13 protein-coding genes are annotated in these 15,932 nt (G+C 68.6%); 3 read left to right on the top strand and 10 right to left on the bottom strand.

Going from position 1 to position 15,932, the window contains the following annotated elements; translation table 11 throughout:
• Positions 1 to 3 precede the first annotated feature (3 nt).
• Together DI276_RS28170 and DI276_RS28165 are read right to left on the bottom strand one after the other, a co-directional pair.
• Positions 4 to 3,141, bottom strand: coding sequence for a TIR domain-containing protein (locus DI276_RS28170; protein WP_112268778.1), 3,138 nt, complete (start codon positions 3,139 to 3,141; stop codon positions 4 to 6).
• Entirely contained in the window at positions 3,142 to 6,198 is a 3,057-nt protein-coding gene (locus tag DI276_RS28165) for a hypothetical protein (protein WP_112268776.1), read from the bottom strand.
• 147 nt (positions 6,199 to 6,345) lie between these two features.
• Between DI276_RS28165 and DI276_RS28160 the strand changes: the two genes are divergently transcribed.
• The gene (locus DI276_RS28160; RefSeq protein ID WP_112268774.1) at positions 6,346 to 6,825 is read left to right on the top strand and encodes a DUF4262 domain-containing protein; all 480 of its coding nucleotides are present in this window, start codon (positions 6,346 to 6,348) and stop codon (positions 6,823 to 6,825) included.
• Between the two features lie 26 nt (positions 6,826 to 6,851).
• On the opposite strand, the gene DI276_RS28155 is transcribed toward DI276_RS28160, so the two are convergent.
• Complete coding sequence (locus DI276_RS28155) at positions 6,852 to 7,811, bottom strand: helix-turn-helix transcriptional regulator (protein ID WP_112268772.1); 960 nt, start codon at positions 7,809 to 7,811, stop codon at positions 6,852 to 6,854.
• A gap of 86 nt (positions 7,812 to 7,897) precedes the next feature.
• On the opposite strand from DI276_RS28155, the gene DI276_RS28150 reads away from it, so the two are divergent.
• The gene (locus tag DI276_RS28150) at positions 7,898 to 8,371 is read left to right on the top strand and encodes a VOC family protein (RefSeq protein ID WP_112268770.1); all 474 of its coding nucleotides are present in this window, start codon (positions 7,898 to 7,900) and stop codon (positions 8,369 to 8,371) included.
• Between the two features lie 135 nt (positions 8,372 to 8,506).
• Here DI276_RS28150 and DI276_RS28145 read toward each other — a convergent pair whose 3' ends face one another.
• The 4 genes from DI276_RS28145 to DI276_RS28130 all read right to left on the bottom strand — a co-directional run bounded on the left by DI276_RS28145 (position 8,507) and on the right by DI276_RS28130 (position 12,399).
• Positions 8,507 to 9,877: an NAD(P)/FAD-dependent oxidoreductase gene (locus tag DI276_RS28145; RefSeq protein WP_112268768.1), complete on the bottom strand. Its 1,371-nt coding sequence runs from the start codon at positions 9,875 to 9,877 to the stop codon at positions 8,507 to 8,509.
• Complete coding sequence (locus DI276_RS28140) at positions 9,878 to 11,083, bottom strand: MAB_1171c family putative transporter (protein WP_112268766.1); 1,206 nt, start codon at positions 11,081 to 11,083, stop codon at positions 9,878 to 9,880.
• Positions 11,070 to 11,627, bottom strand: a complete 558-nt coding sequence (locus tag DI276_RS28135; protein WP_112268756.1) for a hypothetical protein — start codon at positions 11,625 to 11,627, stop codon at positions 11,070 to 11,072. Before DI276_RS28135 ends, DI276_RS28140 begins: the two co-directional genes overlap by 14 nt.
• A gap of 64 nt (positions 11,628 to 11,691) precedes the next feature.
• Complete coding sequence (locus tag DI276_RS28130) at positions 11,692 to 12,399, bottom strand: hypothetical protein (RefSeq protein WP_112268754.1); 708 nt, start codon at positions 12,397 to 12,399, stop codon at positions 11,692 to 11,694.
• Positions 12,400 to 12,613: 214 nt separating this feature from the next.
• On the opposite strand from DI276_RS28130, the gene DI276_RS28125 reads away from it, so the two are divergent.
• A complete protein-coding gene (locus DI276_RS28125) occupies positions 12,614 to 13,537 on the top strand; it encodes a diguanylate cyclase (protein ID WP_112268752.1) in 924 nt (307 codons plus the stop codon).
• Between the two features lie 2 nt (positions 13,538 to 13,539).
• On the opposite strand, the gene DI276_RS28120 is transcribed toward DI276_RS28125, so the two are convergent.
• From DI276_RS28120 to DI276_RS28110, 3 genes are read right to left on the bottom strand one after another with little or no spacing between them, the layout of a single operon-like run.
• The gene (locus DI276_RS28120; RefSeq protein WP_112268750.1) at positions 13,540 to 14,139 is read right to left on the bottom strand and encodes a DsbA family protein; all 600 of its coding nucleotides are present in this window, start codon (positions 14,137 to 14,139) and stop codon (positions 13,540 to 13,542) included.
• Positions 14,140 to 14,194: 55 nt separating this feature from the next.
• Entirely contained in the window at positions 14,195 to 14,800 is a 606-nt protein-coding gene (locus DI276_RS28115; RefSeq protein ID WP_112268747.1) for a TetR/AcrR family transcriptional regulator, read from the bottom strand.
• On the bottom strand, positions 14,797 to 15,918 hold the full coding sequence (locus tag DI276_RS28110; protein ID WP_112268745.1) for a glycosyltransferase: 1,122 nt from the start codon (positions 15,916 to 15,918) through the stop codon (positions 14,797 to 14,799). Before DI276_RS28110 ends, DI276_RS28115 begins: the two co-directional genes overlap by 4 nt.
• Positions 15,919 to 15,932 lie beyond the last annotated feature (14 nt).

Raw genomic sequence — 15,932 nt, 5'->3', positions numbered from 1 at the left:
CTGCTACGGAAGGAGGTGCCGGAACGCCGCGACCAGCAGCATGCGTTGCTGGTCGACGTCCAGTCCTTCGTCGAGCTCGTCGTCCGGGCGGAACTCCTTGTTGCTGTAGGGGCCGCGCGGACCGAACGACTCGACGCGGACCGCGATGTCGACCAGGTCGGACACCAGCTCCACAGTGGACTGGTCGTCCGGGATCGACTCGTTCTGCTGGAACAGCTCGTAGGAGAACCGCATCCCGATCGCGCCGTCGAACGTCGCCTGCTCGGTCGGCAGCTGCATCGCCTTGAACACCGTCCGGTACAGCTCGGCGCCGGTCAGGTGCAGCGGTGTCATGACGACGTGCGTGACGCCGAGGTCGTGGCTGCGCACCGAGATCGCGACGGTCGGGCCGTCCGGCGCCGGCGGTACCGGTTGCGGGAACACGGGAAGCTCCGACTTGCGGTCCGCGCGCCAGGTCGCGACCAGGCGGTCGGCTGCCTCCACCAGGTCGATGTGCTTGCGGGGCGCGAGCAGCGGCGGCAGTGGTTCCTCGTCGAGCCGCACGATGAACAGGAAGGCGCGGCGGCGTGTCATCTCGAGGTTGAACGCCGCGGTCCACTCCTTGGTGACCCAGTCGCGTTGCGGCGTGTTCGCCGACCACAGCAGGACGTAGTAGTCGGAGGTGGCCAGGGCGTCGTTGATGGCGCTGACCACGTTGTCGCCGGGCGCTATCTCGTTCTCGTCGAGATAGGCGTTGACGTTGCGCTCCTCCAGTTCGGCGCGCAGCTGCTCGGCGTGCGGACGGTCCTTGCCGGCGAACGACAGGAACACCTTGGGTCGGGTCTCGAGCGGCACGGGATCTCCGTTCTTCCTGAGTTTTCTGCGGAGCGGGCCCGCTTTGGTCTGAACACCCGCGTCGCCGTAGAGCGACCAGCACGCCCAGTCGGCGGGGTGCCGGTCGGCGACCTCCCGCAGAGCGTGCTGCAGGGCGCGGTCACGAGGGAGCTTGGCCAGGTTCCGGTCGAACGCGTCGAGCACCTTCTGCGCGGCCTCGTCCTCGGCCTTCCACCGCGCTGCGACCACGGCACCGGCGCCCGCGGTGATGGCCGAACGGACGAAGCCGACCTTCTCGTCGCGGCCGCGCTGCTGGGCCATACCGGACTCGCAGGCGCCGAGCACGACCGTGCCGCACGCACTGAAGTCCATGCTGCCCAACGCTTTCGCGGACACCCTCTCGGTGCCAAAGGTCAGCCACGACTGGTCCGGGTCCTGGCGGTCGTGCGTGCCGTGCGCGTCGATCCGGATGCGGTGGAAGCGGTGTTCCTTGAGGGTGTGTTCGAGTTCCGCGGCTTCCTTGAACTTCTTGCCTTCGGCCGTGGCTCTGCGCAGTTTCGGGTCCGGGCTGAAGATCGCTGTCTCGTCGCCTCTCTGCTTGCGGGAGCGGCGGTGCAGCGGTGAGAGAGCGGACAGGCAGGGCAGGCTGGACAGGGCGTGCGTGAGGCCGAGGTAGTGCTTGGTGCCGGGGACGGGGAGTCCGGCCAGCGGGATGTCGGCGAGGACGTCGCCTGCCACCACCGCGATCCTGGTGGTGTGCTTCGGGAGGGCCTTGAGCACGTCGTCCAGGGCGATCAGCGCGGTCAGCTCGGTGAGCAGCGAGCCGAGGATCGCCGGGTTGTAGCTCGGGTTCCACGCCTTGAGCCGGCGGATCGTCTCGGTGAGCTCGCTGACGTGGACGTCGGTGGTCAGGTGCGTGATCCGGCGGCCGATGATCAGGTGGTGCAGCTGCTCCGGTGTCGCGTGCATCATCCACACGACCTGGTCACGGGGAAGATGCCTGGTTGTCCTGTGCAGCCAGCGTTTGGCTGAGCGCAGGTCGGTGAACCCGGGCAGGTTGCGCGGCTCGGTGAGGATGGTGGCGCCCCTGGCTGCCTCGACGGCCACAGCCAGTCCTGCCAACGCTTTCGCGCCGTCCCGGTGCACACGGCGGACCGCGGCCAGGACGCGGCCGTCGTGCTCGTCCCGTGCGGCGCGCAGCATCTGGAGCTTGATGCTCGGGGTGTTCTGGTGGTCGGCGATGTCCTCTTCGATGTGGTGGGACTCGCTCCAGCACTTCGCCGCCTGGTCCTCGTCGCCGGCGTCGGCGCACGTGTCGCCGAGTTTGCGCAGTGCCAACGCTTTGAGCTCGGCGTGCTCGGTGCGCGTGGCGGCCTGGTGGAAGTGCTGGGCGGCCTGGTCCAGTCGCCCCTTGGCGTAGGCGAGTTCCGCCGTGGTCAGATGCCAGAGCGCCGAAGTTCCTTCGCCCAGCATTTCTTCCGCCGTGGCCAGCTCGTCCTCCGCGATCAGGCGGCGGACGTGGTCCAGGCGGCGTTCCGGGCTGAGGGTCTGGGTGGCGTCGGGGAGCTTCGCGAGCACTTCCGGCCCTGCTGCGGCGACCAGCAACGGGAAGAGCCGTCGGGCCGCACCAGCCTGCCTGGTCAGGACGAGGAGCACGGTCAGCTCGTAGAGGACGGCGAACCGCAGTGCGGGATCGATCTCGTAACTGGTGACGCACCTGGTCATCAGCGCGAGGGCATCTTCGTACCTGAGGTTGCGCCTGAGGATCGTGGACTGTTGCAGGCACTCGGCCGGGGTGCGCGGGGTCTGGTCGTCGATCTTGGGGACGTGGGAGCCCCGGCGCACGTCGAGGATGAGCCGGTCGTTGCCGATGGCCTCCAGGTATTCCGGGCGTTCTGCGCGACGGAAGTGGCGTTCGGCGGCGTCGAGCTCGCTTTCCGCGGTGGGGTAGTCGTAGCGGTCGGCGGCGGCCAGTGCGGCGACGCGGGCGAGCATCGCCTGCTGCAGTTCGGTGAGGTCTCGCTTGCGCAGGTCGCGCACCTGCTGCGCGGCCCTGGCGTGATCCGTCGCGGCGCTGTGGATCTGGGCGCGGAGGACTCTCAGCTCGGTTTCGTCTCCGGTCTTGAGGTACTCGTCGCAGCGTTGCCCGGCCAGTGCGATCGCGCCCAGGTTGAGCAAGGTCGCGCAGTGGTCGTGGGCGATGATCCGCCTGCTCTTGGCGGCTTCCGCGTAGGCGTGGTCGACCCCGTGCACGTCACCGCGGCGGGCGGCGGCCTGCGCGGCCATGATCGCGTTGGCGAGGGGTGTACCGGGTTCGAGGAGTTCCATTCAGTCCCCGCAGCCGTTCGCGGTGTCGTCCTCCGGGCAGATCAGCAGGATCCGCGCGGCCGGACCGGCCGGCTTCGCCGGGCCGGGGCTGGCGCCGGTCGGGACGGGGGAGGTCAGCGTGATCACGATGTTGAGGCTGGTGGACACGCCGAACCTCGGCGGGGTGTCGGCCCGCGACCACTCGGCGTTGCGGTGGACCAGGACGTCCGCCGGGATTCTCTGCTGGTGCTGCTCTGCGGTGACTTCCCGGACCGTGACCGTCATGTCCTGCTGCAACGCGTCCGCCACCACGGGACCGTCCTTTGTGCCCAGTGTCGCGCGGAAGCTCTCGTTCAGGTAAGCCGTGGTGTTGGGGGAGTTGAGCACCTCTGCGAGCGTGGCTTTGCTCTTGCTGACCTGGCGCAGCGGTGACTTGTCGACGTGGATCGCCTTGCCGTCGGTGATGCGCATGGTGCCGTTGATCGCTTCGAGAGCCTTGGTCGACCACTGGTGTCCTGGTGGGCTCAGGAAGATCTCCTGCTTGCCGATCATGGCTCCTACGTCGCCGAGCCGGACCGCCTGCAGCAGTCCGTCCGTCTCGCCGTGCCTGGCCAGCACGTCGGCGATGTCGCGCAGCATGGCCGCGCCTTCGGTCGCGCCGTTGTGGCCCAACAGGGGATCGGCGCTCGGCACCGTCACCTGGTTCTTGTCGACGTACAGCGGTGCCGACTGGCCGTCCGGGGTGCGGACCTGGATCGGGGTTCCGGTCGGCGGGGTGTTGCTGAACTGGGCTGTCGGCGGACCGTCCGGGGTCGTGGTCAGCGTCATGTAGTCGCCGGCGGGCGGCGCGCGCGGGTTCAGCGTGGCCAGCAGGTGGGTGGTGGGGCCCTGAGGGTTCTCGACGCCGACGCGGAGGGCGAATCCTTGTGCTGGGCCATCGGGGCCGACCGTGAGCCACGGCTCGTCCTTGCCACCGATGCGGTGCTGAGTCTGGCCGTTCGCGTCGCGCTGGCTGTAGAAGACGTTGTCGTTGATGCTCTTGCCGCGCTGGATCGGTTGCAGCGCCTGGATCATGCGGTGCACCAGGCCCTTGGTCCAGCTGAGGGAGATGAAGCTTCGGGTCTTGTCCGTGGTGAGCGTGCCGAGGTGGTTGCCCTGGTAGTCGACGCGGTAGTCGATCTTTCCCTGCTCGGCCTTGAGCGTGGTGGCGAGCTGCCGCACGTTGGTGGCCGGCTGCATGACCTTCAGTTCGCCCAGCGGGATGACCTCGCGGCCGGTCGCCTTCGTGTCGGTTTTCGCGGTGTTGTTGGCGGTGGTGATGGTGCGCTCGACGCGGTCGACGATTTGGGGTTGGCCGTCCCTGATGTCGACCGTGACCTCGGTGATCTTGCCGTTGCCGTTGTTCAGCGTTGAGCTTGTTTCCGTCGCTCCGGCCCGCCGAACCGGTTCCGGCAGGTCGGCCTGGTAACCGTCGCCGATGCGCGCGATCCGGTCGCCGAGCGAGACGCCGCCGCGCACGCCGTAGAAGCCGCAGTCCTGGTAGGCCTTCGACGGCTTGGTCAGCACCGCTTCCTGCTTCGCCGACGGCGGCTGGACCGGTCGGACGTCGTCGCGTTCCTTGAGATCCGTGCGGCTCTGGTACCACTCCGCGAACTTGAGGGTGTTCTTCGGTTCGGTCGCGGGGAGGTGCTTTCCCTTGCTCTGCAACCATTCCAGTGCGCCGCTCCAGCGCATGATCTGGTCGAGCCGCGCGTACTGGGCCTCGTGGTCGGCGACCTCCTGGTAGTGCTCGTCCCACCACCGCAGCCCTCTGCCGAACGCGAAGCTGGGCTCGACCTCGCCTACCGCGCCGTCCGAGCGGGAGAACAGCCTGGTGGACTGCGCACCCAGCGAGGCCTTGTCGCCGGTGAAGCTGAACGCCTTGTCGTTCTGGCCGAACCAGAGCCGGCCGCTTTCTGCTTTCGAACTGGTCGCGCAGTGGGCTGGTGGCGTCTCGGCCTCGCTGTCCGGCACGAACCCGGTGATCTTCGGGACGCCGTTGCCCACGCCGTCGACCCACTGCTTGGCGATCAGGTCGGTGTAGAACAGCGTCATGCCGACTTCGGTGCCCTGGATGCCGCCCTCGTAGCGCGCTTCGTTGTAGAGCGGGCGGTTCTGCAGGACGTTGAGCATGGTCCACAGGTCCGTGCGGTCGGTGGGGAGGCCGCCGGCCTGCAGTTGTGCTGGCGTGGCTCGGTCGAACAGACCGGCCTGGATCAGTTGCTCGTCGAGCTGGCCGCCGAGGAGCTGATCGATGGTCTGCTGGGGGACGTTCTTGAGCACTGCCCGGACGTCTTCCAGGGTCGGGGGTTCGCCCGGCGGGTCCAGCGAGAACGCCGGCTGCTCTTTCTTGGCGTACGCGCGTTGCAGCACGGAGATGTCTGCTTCGGTGACCTCGGGGCCGGGCCAGTTCCAGCCGCCCGCCCAGATCTCGTTCCCGCGAACCTCCAGTGTGGACAGGTGTTTCGCCTTGGCGAGGAATTTGCCGAGCCCGTCGTCGACGCGTTCGCTGACGTATCCGTTGCTCGTGCGGAAGTCGTTGGTGCTCTTGCGGTCCTCGTCGATGATCTCGATCGTGCTGTCGCGGATCTCGTAGCGGTGGACTTGTACTTGTTGTGGGTCGCTGCCCGTGTCCGTGCGGTGCTGGTCGAGGAGCAGGCCGGCCGTGCGCTTGTCGTTGACGTCGTCGCGTGGAATCAGCAGGTGCAGGGTGTCGTGGTGGCTCAGTGCCCGGCCCGGTCCTGTCGGTTGCCTGGCGAGGTCCGCGAACCCGTTGTCCCTGATGGGAAGCGCGTCGTAGAACGCATCCCGCATCGCCTGCGTGTCCAGGCCGAGGTGCGCGGCGAGCCCGATGCGAGCCCAGTCCCGGAGCTGGTTCTCGCGGTCTTCCCCGAGCGCGTTCTCCGCCGCCGCGAAGGAGACGGTGAAACCCTGCTGCTGTCGTTGAGTCTTGTCACCAGGTTGAAGCACGATCACAATGCCCGCCACCGCAACGATTGCGCTGGCGGCCAACGCGATGAGAAGCGTTCGTTGGCGCATGGACGATCCTCCGTGCGTCGCAGATTAACGATCCAGACGGCCGACAGATCGTTTGTCCACTTTCTGTCCACGAACTGCCCAAACGATCTTGTCGGTGCTCCTCGGCACACTGGACCTCGCCCACTCACCCAACCCGAGGAGCCCCCGATGTGCTGGGACTGCGACCACCCCGCCAGCCGCATGGAACAACACCTGGCCACCCTGCGCCGCTGCATCGACGCCCGCGGCTGGGCCGTCCAGGCGGTGGAACGGGACAGGGCCCACCCGCCCTGGGCCTACACCGTCGGCCTGACCGTGCGAGGCCTGCCAGAGCTCGTCGTGACGGGCCTGCCGGTCCTGGCCGCCGGCCGCCTGCTCGACGACACGGCCGAACACTTCTCGCACAGCTGCGTTCCCTCGCCGGGCCAGCGCTTCTCGTTGCCCGGCGGCCCGCTGCTGGAGGTGGTCCGGGTGGCCCGGCCGTGGGCACACCTGCTGGTGTCCGCTCGCCTGTACGGGGAAGGCATCGCCGCCTTGCAGCTCGTGCACGCCGACGAGTCTGGTCGGTGGCCTTGGGACCGGTCCTACGCCGGAGTGCTGGGCGGACAGCCGGTGCTGGGGGTCAGAGCGAGCCCACCGAGCGGTTGATCTCGCGCAGTCAGTGCCCGGAGATGTCAGGTCGGTTCCACGGAGCGGTTGATGCGTTCGCCGAGTCCGCGCAGGTGCTCCACGAGTTCGGGCGGGCCGTGCAAGGTGAAGTCGCACCCCAGCAAGGTGAGGCGGAACGCGAGGTAGTCGATCGTGTCCTCGACGCTGTGCCAGGTGCACGTGCCGTCGTCGACAGCCGCCAGGTCGCCGGCGAAGTCCGCCAGCCGAGCCCGCGCCAGTTCCACGGGCAGCCGCAGCGTCGCCCGCGCCCGGTAAGTCGGCGCTGACTCGTACATCTTCTGCGTGACGTACTCCGTCGCGTCCCCACCCGGCGGCACCCGAGCCGCGAACCGGGCCCCGGTGGCCACAGCGTCGGAGATGCGGTCCAGCCGGAAGATCCGCCAGTCGTCCCGTTCCACGTCAAAGGCGAGGAGATACCAGCGCCGCCCCAGCGCCACCAACTGAACAGGCTCGACGTGCCGTTTCGACACCACGTTCTCGTGCGCCACGTACCCGAACCGCACCCGCTCACGAGCATGCGCCGCCCCGGCGATCACGGTGAGCTGCGCAGGGTCGACCAACGAGGCAAACGACGACGCGGCCGGCGCGGTGGCCGAAGTCAGCGACGACACCCGACGCGCAAGCCGCGGCGGCAAAACCTGCTGCAGCTTGGCCAGCGCCCGCAACGACGCATCGGCAATGCCCGCCACCGGTTGCCGAGCCGCCGTCCGCAACCCGACCGCGATGGCAACGGCTTCCTCGTCGTCGAGCAACAACGGCGGCATCGCCTTGCCCGCGACCAGCCGGTACCCGCCGAGCACACCCATCGACGCCTCGACGGGATACCCGAGGTCGCGCAGCCGGTCGATGTCCCGCCGCACGGTCCGCGACGTGACGCCCAACCGGTCGGCCAGCTCGCTGCCTGGCCACTCGCGCGGGGTCTGCAGCAGCGACAGCAGACGCAACAACCGAGCCGCATCACTCATGCCGGCAAATCTATGCCAGAACTAGGACCGAAGTCGTCCTACATGGGTCATACGGTCGTTCCAACAAGCGAGGAAAGGGACAAGGAATGAACGTCGTGCCCGAGGGCTACCACACCGTCACGCCGTGGATCATCACGCGAGGCCACACCGCCGAGCTGATCGACTTCATCGCGGAGGTGTTCGACGCGACCGAACTGGGCCGCGTCGGCGAGGCCCCGAACATCGGCCACGCCGAGGTCCGCATCGGCGACTCGGTGGTGATGCTGTTCGACAAGCCGAACTGGCCGCCCACCCCGGCGTTCCTCCGCCTCTACGTCGAGGACGACGCGGAAACGCTCAAGCGAGCCGAAGCCAGGGGAGCCACCGTCGTCACCGAGCCGACCGAACTGTTCTGGGGGGACCGGGTCAGCAGGTTCGCCGACCCGTTCGGCAACCTGTGGTGGCTGCACCAGCGGGTCGCGGAACCGAGCGAGGAGGAGCTGACCGCCAGGATGCAGGACCCGGCGTTCAACAAGGCCATGGAGTACGTGCAGAGCGCGGACTTCACTCCGCAGAGGTGACCCACTTCGAGGTGGACCGGTGCCGGCCGAGCCCGACGGCGTCGAACTCGTCGTAGTGCGAGCCTCTTCCTCCAGCACCAGCGGTCCGAGCACCGCGCGCAGACCACGACGGGCGCGATCACCGCATGCGGTACATCAGCCGGTGACCCGCTCCCGCTCGTCCGCGGTCAGCGTGGGCTCCGCGGACACGGATCGCCGGGGCCCGCGCATGGTCGCCCACACCACCTTGGGACTCATCAGCTTCGCCATCGGCCCGGACAACGTGAACGCGTCCAAGAAGACCCGAGTAACCGCCGCTTCGGTGGTGGCCGTGCGCACCAACCGCTCCGTGTACCGCTGCAAAACCCGTCCGGCCAACGACAACGGCTTCCCAACTGCGCCCGGATACAGAATGTCCTGGTTGGTGGCCATCGCCCAGGCCCCGTCGACCACCTTGCCGATGCCGCGCTGGATCTGCCGCGCACCACGACCGGCCGACAACCCGGCGTCCAGAGCCTGAGCACTCTGCGCCGCAATGGACATCCCGTGCCCGTAAACGGGGTTGTAGGTCGCCACCGAGTCGCCCAGCGCCAGCAACCCGGCAGGCCACGACCGGATTCGCTCGAAGAAGTTCCGCCGGTTCGCAGTGCTGTGCGACCCGTACACGGGCGACAACGGCTCGGCGTCCGCGATCAGCTCACCCACCACCGGATTCCGCACCGACCGCGCAAACGAAACGAACGACGACTCGTCGGTGGAAGGCTCCCCGCCCCGAGTCCCGGACAGCGTCACCAGCCACCGGCCGTCCTCGATCGGCAGCAACGTAGCCGTGCACCCGGGATGCGGATCACGAGGATTGGCCTGCACGTTGACGATCGGGAAACCGTCAGAAGCAGACTCAGGAGCACGGAAAATCCGCGTGGCATAAGCAAGTCCGGAGTCAACGCTCTCCGAGTGCACGGCGGGCAACCCAAGCGCGGTCAACCAGGCAGGCAACCGAGAGCCCCGCCCGGTCGCGTCCACGACCAGCTGAGCCTCCAGCGAGATCTGCGACCGCGAGATCCGATCCTCCACCAGCACACCGGAAACCGCGGCACGATCACCGAGCAGCGCAACCGGCTCGGTACCGGTCAGCACGGAAATCTTGTTGTCCCGCAACACCTGTCTGCGGACCACCCAGTCCACCAGCCCGCGGCTGCAGGACACGATGAACTGCATCTCCGGAAACCGCGGCACCCAGCCCTGAGCGCTCAACGACACCAGGTCGTTCGGCACCCCGATCCGGTGCGCGCCCGCAGCGAACAACGAGTCCAAAGTCCCAGGCAGCAACGACTCGATCGCACGAGCACCACCGGACATCAGCAGGTGCGCGTGCCGAGCCTGGGGCACACCGGAACGAGGACCAGGCCCGTCCGGCAACTTGTCCCGCTCCACCACGGTGACCTCGTCGAAGTGTCTGACGAGGACGGACGCCGCGAGCATGCCCGCGAGCCCTCCTCCGAGGACAACGGCGTGTGTGGGTGCCATCTACTCATTTCCCCCTACGCGTGCGGCATCGGAGACCGCGGCGTCCACTATCGGCGAATGCTGGAACGCCCGTGAGATGCGCACCCAACGGTCGTGCTCGGCGGCGAGATCCGTGCCGTCGACGATCTCCGAGGCGGGACGGCGCTTCGCGGGGCTCGAACGCCGCGACGAACCAGCTGCGCGCAGCTGGGCGGCCTCCACGACGGCGACGACCTCGTCGGACGGCAGTGAAGCCGCACGGGCAAGCGTTGTCGCGGCCTCGCCGACGCTCAGGTCGAAGTACGGCGTCAACGCCCAGCGCCAGTCGTTCAGCTCGATGATCTGCCGCCGCACGCGGTGGTGCGGGTTGAGGAACTTGCCCGGCGCCACCAGCACGATGGCGGGGTTCACGTGCACCAGCGCGCGGTGCAACGGCCGCAGCGCGAAGTACGTCCGCCAGCGCCGCAGCCACAGCGAGGGCGACGGGCGGCGCGGGCCGAACACCGGCAGCGCCATCGCGATCACCAGCGGGATCATCGACAGCGACGCCATCAGCGGCGCGGTCGTGCTCAGCACGTCGAAACTGCGCTCACCGGCCCAGTTCATCAGCAGCACGAACAGCTTGATGACCGCGAACGCCATCGGGAACAGCGCGGCGGCGCAGTACCAGCGCAGCCCGAGCGCGAGCCACGGCCGGGCGGAGATCGCCTTGTCCCGCGAGCCCTGCCAGCAGTGGTAGGCCTGACCGCCGCAACCGACGCCGGTGGCGACGAAGTAGATGAACAGGAACACCGCCACCGTCGGCTGGGTGGCGTAGTACGTGTCGAAGTCGACCTGGCGTTCTTCGTCGACCTCGGACTTGAAGAACAGCACGATCATCGCCGCGACGATCGAGGTGTAGCTGACGATGATCAGCCGGACCCGTTGCCACGCCTGGACTGCCGGGTAGCGCCAGTACAGCACCAGCGCGAACGCCGAACCGGCGAAGCAGACCACCAGGCCGTAGACGAGCAGCGCCGCGAAGTTCGGCACGCCGCTCGACCAGTTGATCCACGTGATGTTCGCGGGCGCGGCGAACAGCACGGCGAACGCGGAGAAGAAGCAGGTGGAGATCAACGCCACGACCCGCGGGCTGCCCCAGCTCGACCGCAGTGCACGGATCTTGTACGCGAGCAGGAGCAGACCGACGATGCCGCACGAGAGGTAGATCAGGTTAAAGATCGCCACGACGCACCCAGCGAGATCGCCCTTCGAGAGACTCGGCCACCCGGCGCACGTGCGCGGGCTCCTCGGTGGCGGCCGTGTCGGCCCACACGCGGTGTTCCGTCAGGCGCTCCAGCAGGTGGTCGGCGAGGTTCTCCGCCTCACGTTCCTCGTCCTCGGTCAACGTCGTGCGGCCCGCGATGATCTGCGCCATCCGCGGCAGCAGGTGCGGCGCGAGCTTGCGCATGCCCTCGCTGCGGCTGAGCGCCACGGGCTGGTGCTCCAGCAACACGTGCGCGAACTCGTGCAGCAGCACGTGCAGGCGGTGGTACCAGGACGGGGAGTCCGCACAGATCACCAGGTACGTGCCGTTCTCGAGCAACGCGGTCGCGCCGCTCAGGCAGACGGCGTTCGTGATCGCGGCGAAGCGGACGTCGACCGGGCGCCCGAGCCGTTCGCTCATCAGCTCGCAGACCCGCCGGCTCGCGTCCCGGTGCGTGGCGTCGGGCGGCAGGTCGAGGTCACGGGCGACCTCGTCGACCAGCTTGCGCAGTTTCCTGCGGTTCACCCGTCGCCTCCTCTCGATGTCGTCTGCAGCGATCCAAGCAGAGATCTTCACGCTGTTGTCGTCATCAAGTGTGGTCCTCGGATGTACGGCGGCTGTTCAGCGGGAACGACCAGCCCTCTCCGACTTCGAGCGCCTGCCGGAACCCTTCTACCGCAGCAGCCCTGGCCTGCGGGGACAGTTCGCCCGTACGTTCGGCCAGACGGGTGACGAACTCGACGACGCCGAGCTCGCGCAGCGCCAGGAAGTCGGTCAGCTCCGAGTCGACGCGCGCCGCGAGGTCGTCGTCGAAGAAGTACGCGGGGTCGGCGCCGAAGTGGTCGGCCAGGCCGAGGATGTGCTTGAGCCGCGGGTTGTCGCTGGTGTTGCTCAGCAGTTCGCGGATGTAGCTCGCGGAGATGCTGCCGAACTGACCGGACGCGCTGATCGAGGCCGCGACCTCCTCCGGCGACCACGGCCCGCGGTCCGGCGGGTGCACGGCTCCGAAGAGCGTGCTCAACGCGGTGCCGCGCCAGCCGGGCTGCTCGCGCGGGTGCAGCTCACCGCGGCCGCCCAGGAAAACGGCGGGATGCACGCCGAGCGCGCCGGCGAGGTCGACGATGGCCTGGCAGGTCGGGTTGTCCTTCACGCCCAGGCGCAGCTGCGAGATGTAGCCGTGCCCGATGTCCCCACCCCGTGCCTTCACCGCGGCGGCGAGGGCTACGTTGGTCACCTTGCCTTCGCCGTTGGGCGGGTTGTTGCACAGCTCGTTGAGCACCTCGGCGAACGGCCTCACGCCACACCTCCGCTGGAGCGACCCCTGGCCAGCGATCATTCCACTGTTGTGGAACCCAGCGAGCATATGGCATCACAGGGGTTGAATCCACCTGTCCGTAGCCCTATGATCACACTCCGCCGCTTCAACTGTTGTGTCGCGTTTGATCCGAACGACGTCACCTGAGTTGAAAGGGGCAGTTGGAGCCAGTCAGAGCTGAAGTCTGGGGGGACTCATGACGACTGCGCGGATGGGGCTTCCGGTGGACCACGGTTCTCTGCGCCTGCACGACGAGAGCGCTCCCTCGCGCTGCGGTGCGTGCGCACAACCGGTTGGCGCGTGGGCAACAGACCGCCTGACCGGCCTGCTGGGACGGTGGGGCTGGGACGACCAGGCGCCCGCGCTGTACCGCCGCGCCCAGCGCCGGTGGGAGCAGGTGGCGCTGCTCATGATCGACCTCGACCGCTTCAAGAAGATCAACGACGACTACGGCCACCCCGCCGGCGACGTCGTGCTGAGCGATGTCGCCGACGTGCTGAAGGCCCACACCCGCTCGTCGGATCTCGTGTGCCGGTACGGCGGCGATGAGTTCCTCGTGCTGCTACCGCGCACCACGCCCGGTGAGGCAACCGTTGTGGCGGAACGGATGCTGCGCGGGATCCGGGCACTGCAGACCGAGATCACCACGAACGACGGCTACGGCATGACGTTGTACGGCCAGACCGCGTCCATCGGCGTCGCGGCGCACGTGCCGAGCAGCGACGACGCGCTCATCGACCTCGTGCGCGACACCGACGCGGCGTTGCAACGGGCGAAGCGCAAGGGCAGGGCCCGCGTCCAGGTGCACGACCCGAGCGCGTTCGCGGCCGAGCGCAACACCGACGTCTCGGCGCTGCACCACCTGCTCGCGTTGCAGGACTTGATGAGCAGCGACCAGCTGCCGCACGTCCTGTGCGCGCTGTCCGACGGTGCCAAGGCGCTCGATGAACTCGTGTCGGCCGTCGGCCCGAAGGTGCACCGTACGTTGGAGAGGCTGCAGGACAACGGCTTCGTGCATCGCCGAGCGTCGCGCTACGAGCTCACCACCGCGGCTCGCGAATGGATCACCGACGTGCTGCCCGCCGTGGCCGCGTGGACGAACCGCCACCACGCGCACTGAGCTCAGCCCAGCGAGGCGAGTCGCTGTTCGATCTGCTCGACTGAGGCGTGTCCGCGCGCGAGTACGAACGCGTCGTTGCCGCGCACGGCGATCAACGTCGGGAAGCTGCTCACCCCGAGCCGCGCTGCGCGTTGGAAGTCGTCTTGGGGCACCGCGGTCTTGAAGGCGCCCACGACCGCGTCGGAGTCGAGGCCGAACGCGTCGGCGACCGTCCGGTAGGTCTTCGCGTTGGACAGGCTCAGCCCGTCGTGGAAGTACGCCTTCTGCACGGCGATCGCGAGCTCGGCGGCCCGGTCCGGCGCGAACTGGCGCAGCGCGATCAGCCCTCGCGCGGCGGCCTCGGAGTCCATGACGAACGACCCGTCGGCGAACAGCGCGTCGAAGGCCTCGCCGAACCGGGCCCCGGTCTGCGCGGTGATCTGGGCGTTGGCGCCCTTGAGGAACGCGAACTCGCGGATCGGCACCCGCCGTTGCCCGGTGAACAGCCCGCCGGACACCACCTCGACCGGCAGGTCCGGGTGGCGGGCGATGACCTCCTCCAGCGTGCCGGAGAAGGCGTGCGACCAGCCGCAGTAGGCGTCGAAGACGTAGACGAGGTTCACGATGACTACAAAGTAGCTGACCCGTCAGGTTTTTCCTGCTGTGTGTTGCTTCACTTCAGTGGCTGAAGATCGTGATGGCCTGCCTGGCCAGCCACCGCTCGGCGTCGTCCCAGGACCAGCCGCACTCCTTGACGAGCGTCCGCCACGCCCCGAACCCGAAGCAGAACCACAGCGCGTCCGTGGCCTGCTCGACGTCCACGTTCAGGAGTCCCTTGTCCTGCAGGTGCTCTGCGACCTCGCGGAGCGCCTGCCGGTACGAAGTCGTGCTCAGCTCCCACAGCGCGGCCCCGTCCTCGTGCACGGGGAGCGCCGCGTAGAGCACCTCGATGACCTGCTGCCCGCCTTCGTTGCCCCGGCGGGTTCCCTTGGCCAGCAACGTGAGTGCGGTGGCCAGCCCTTCGGTCTGCCGGATCGCTGCTACGGTCGAAGCCGAGTCACTGCGCGCGATCGCCGCACTGACGATCTTGTGCAGGATCTCCGACTTGCTGCCCGCACTGGAGTAGACGGTCTGCGGCGCGACACCGGCCTGCTTGGCGATGTCCGCGACCGTCACGCGCGCATACCCGTTGGCGGAGAACAACTCCACGGCCGCGCCCAGGATGTCCCGCCGGGTGTTGGCGGCATCCTGGGCGCGGCGCGGAGAGTGGTACGACCTCGTCATGGAGCAGCTTCCAACACTGCTGCCACCTCATTCGCATCAGGCATGGCGGCGATCTCCTTGGCGATCGTCGTGACGTTCTCCCGGAAGCGCACGTCCTCCAGCACCGTCCGGACCGCCGTCAGCAGGTTTTCGGGCGTCTGCGCGGGCGGATCAAGCGCAATGCCCGCGTCTGCGGCCGCCACCCGCTCGGCCTGGAAGAACTGGTCGGCCCCCTGCGGCAACACCACCAGCGGCACGCCCTTCATGAGCGCGGCCGCCGTCGTGCCCGCGCCGCCGTGCGTCACCACGACGTCCACACCGTCCAGCAGATCTTCCATCGGCGTGAACCCGACGAACGCGACTCGCTCGCGGTCGACGTCGAACTCCTCCGGCTTCGCGGCGAGCCCCAACGTGACCACGACATCCACGTCCAAGGTGGACAGCGCACGCAACAGCGGGCTGAGCTTCGCCGGGTCGCTGAACCACGTCCCGAACGTCACCAGCACCCGCGGCCTGCCCGACACCGGCAGCGCGACCCGCTCCTGCCCCGGCACCCGGAACGCCTCCGGCCGCAGCGGCAACCACCCCTCCGGCTGCTGCCACTCGTCGGCGCGCATCGACGCGGGCCACGTGTCGAGCAACCACTGCCGCGGCTGCCACGGCAGGCCGCGCGCGTCGTGCCGCGTGCGCGCCATACCGTCCATGGCCTCAGTAAACACCGGCGGCAACGGGGGCCCGAAGGCCAGGGTCGCGACCGGCGTGCCCTGCGCGGCCGCCACCAACGGCCCCACGTAGTCGCACAGCTCGGCCACGACGAGATCCGCCTTGAACCCGGCCGTCGCCGCGAGCGCCTCGTCCGCCGTCAGGTCGATCCGGGTGCCGGCGAAGAACTCGGCCACCGAGTCCGGCGTGGGCGCACCCGCCGGATCGGCGCCGGTCCGCCGCGCGACCTCGGCGAACAACGCGTCCGGCAACGGCCCGGCGGGCCGCAGGTCAAGCCCCTGAGCTGCGACAACCGGCGCCATCCCGGCAGCGGTCAGCACAGCCACCTCGTGCCCGCGGTCCTTGAATGCGCGGGCGAGGGGGAGCAGTGGCAGCAGGTGGCCGTGCTGCGGAACACTTGAGAAGAGGATGCGCATATTGATCAGAGTAC

The sequence above is a fragment of the Lentzea terrae genome (assembly GCF_003265345.1).
Lineage (GTDB): Bacteria > Actinomycetota > Actinomycetes > Mycobacteriales > Pseudonocardiaceae > Lentzea > Lentzea terrae.
This window is presented reverse-complemented; position numbering and strand designations above follow the sequence as displayed.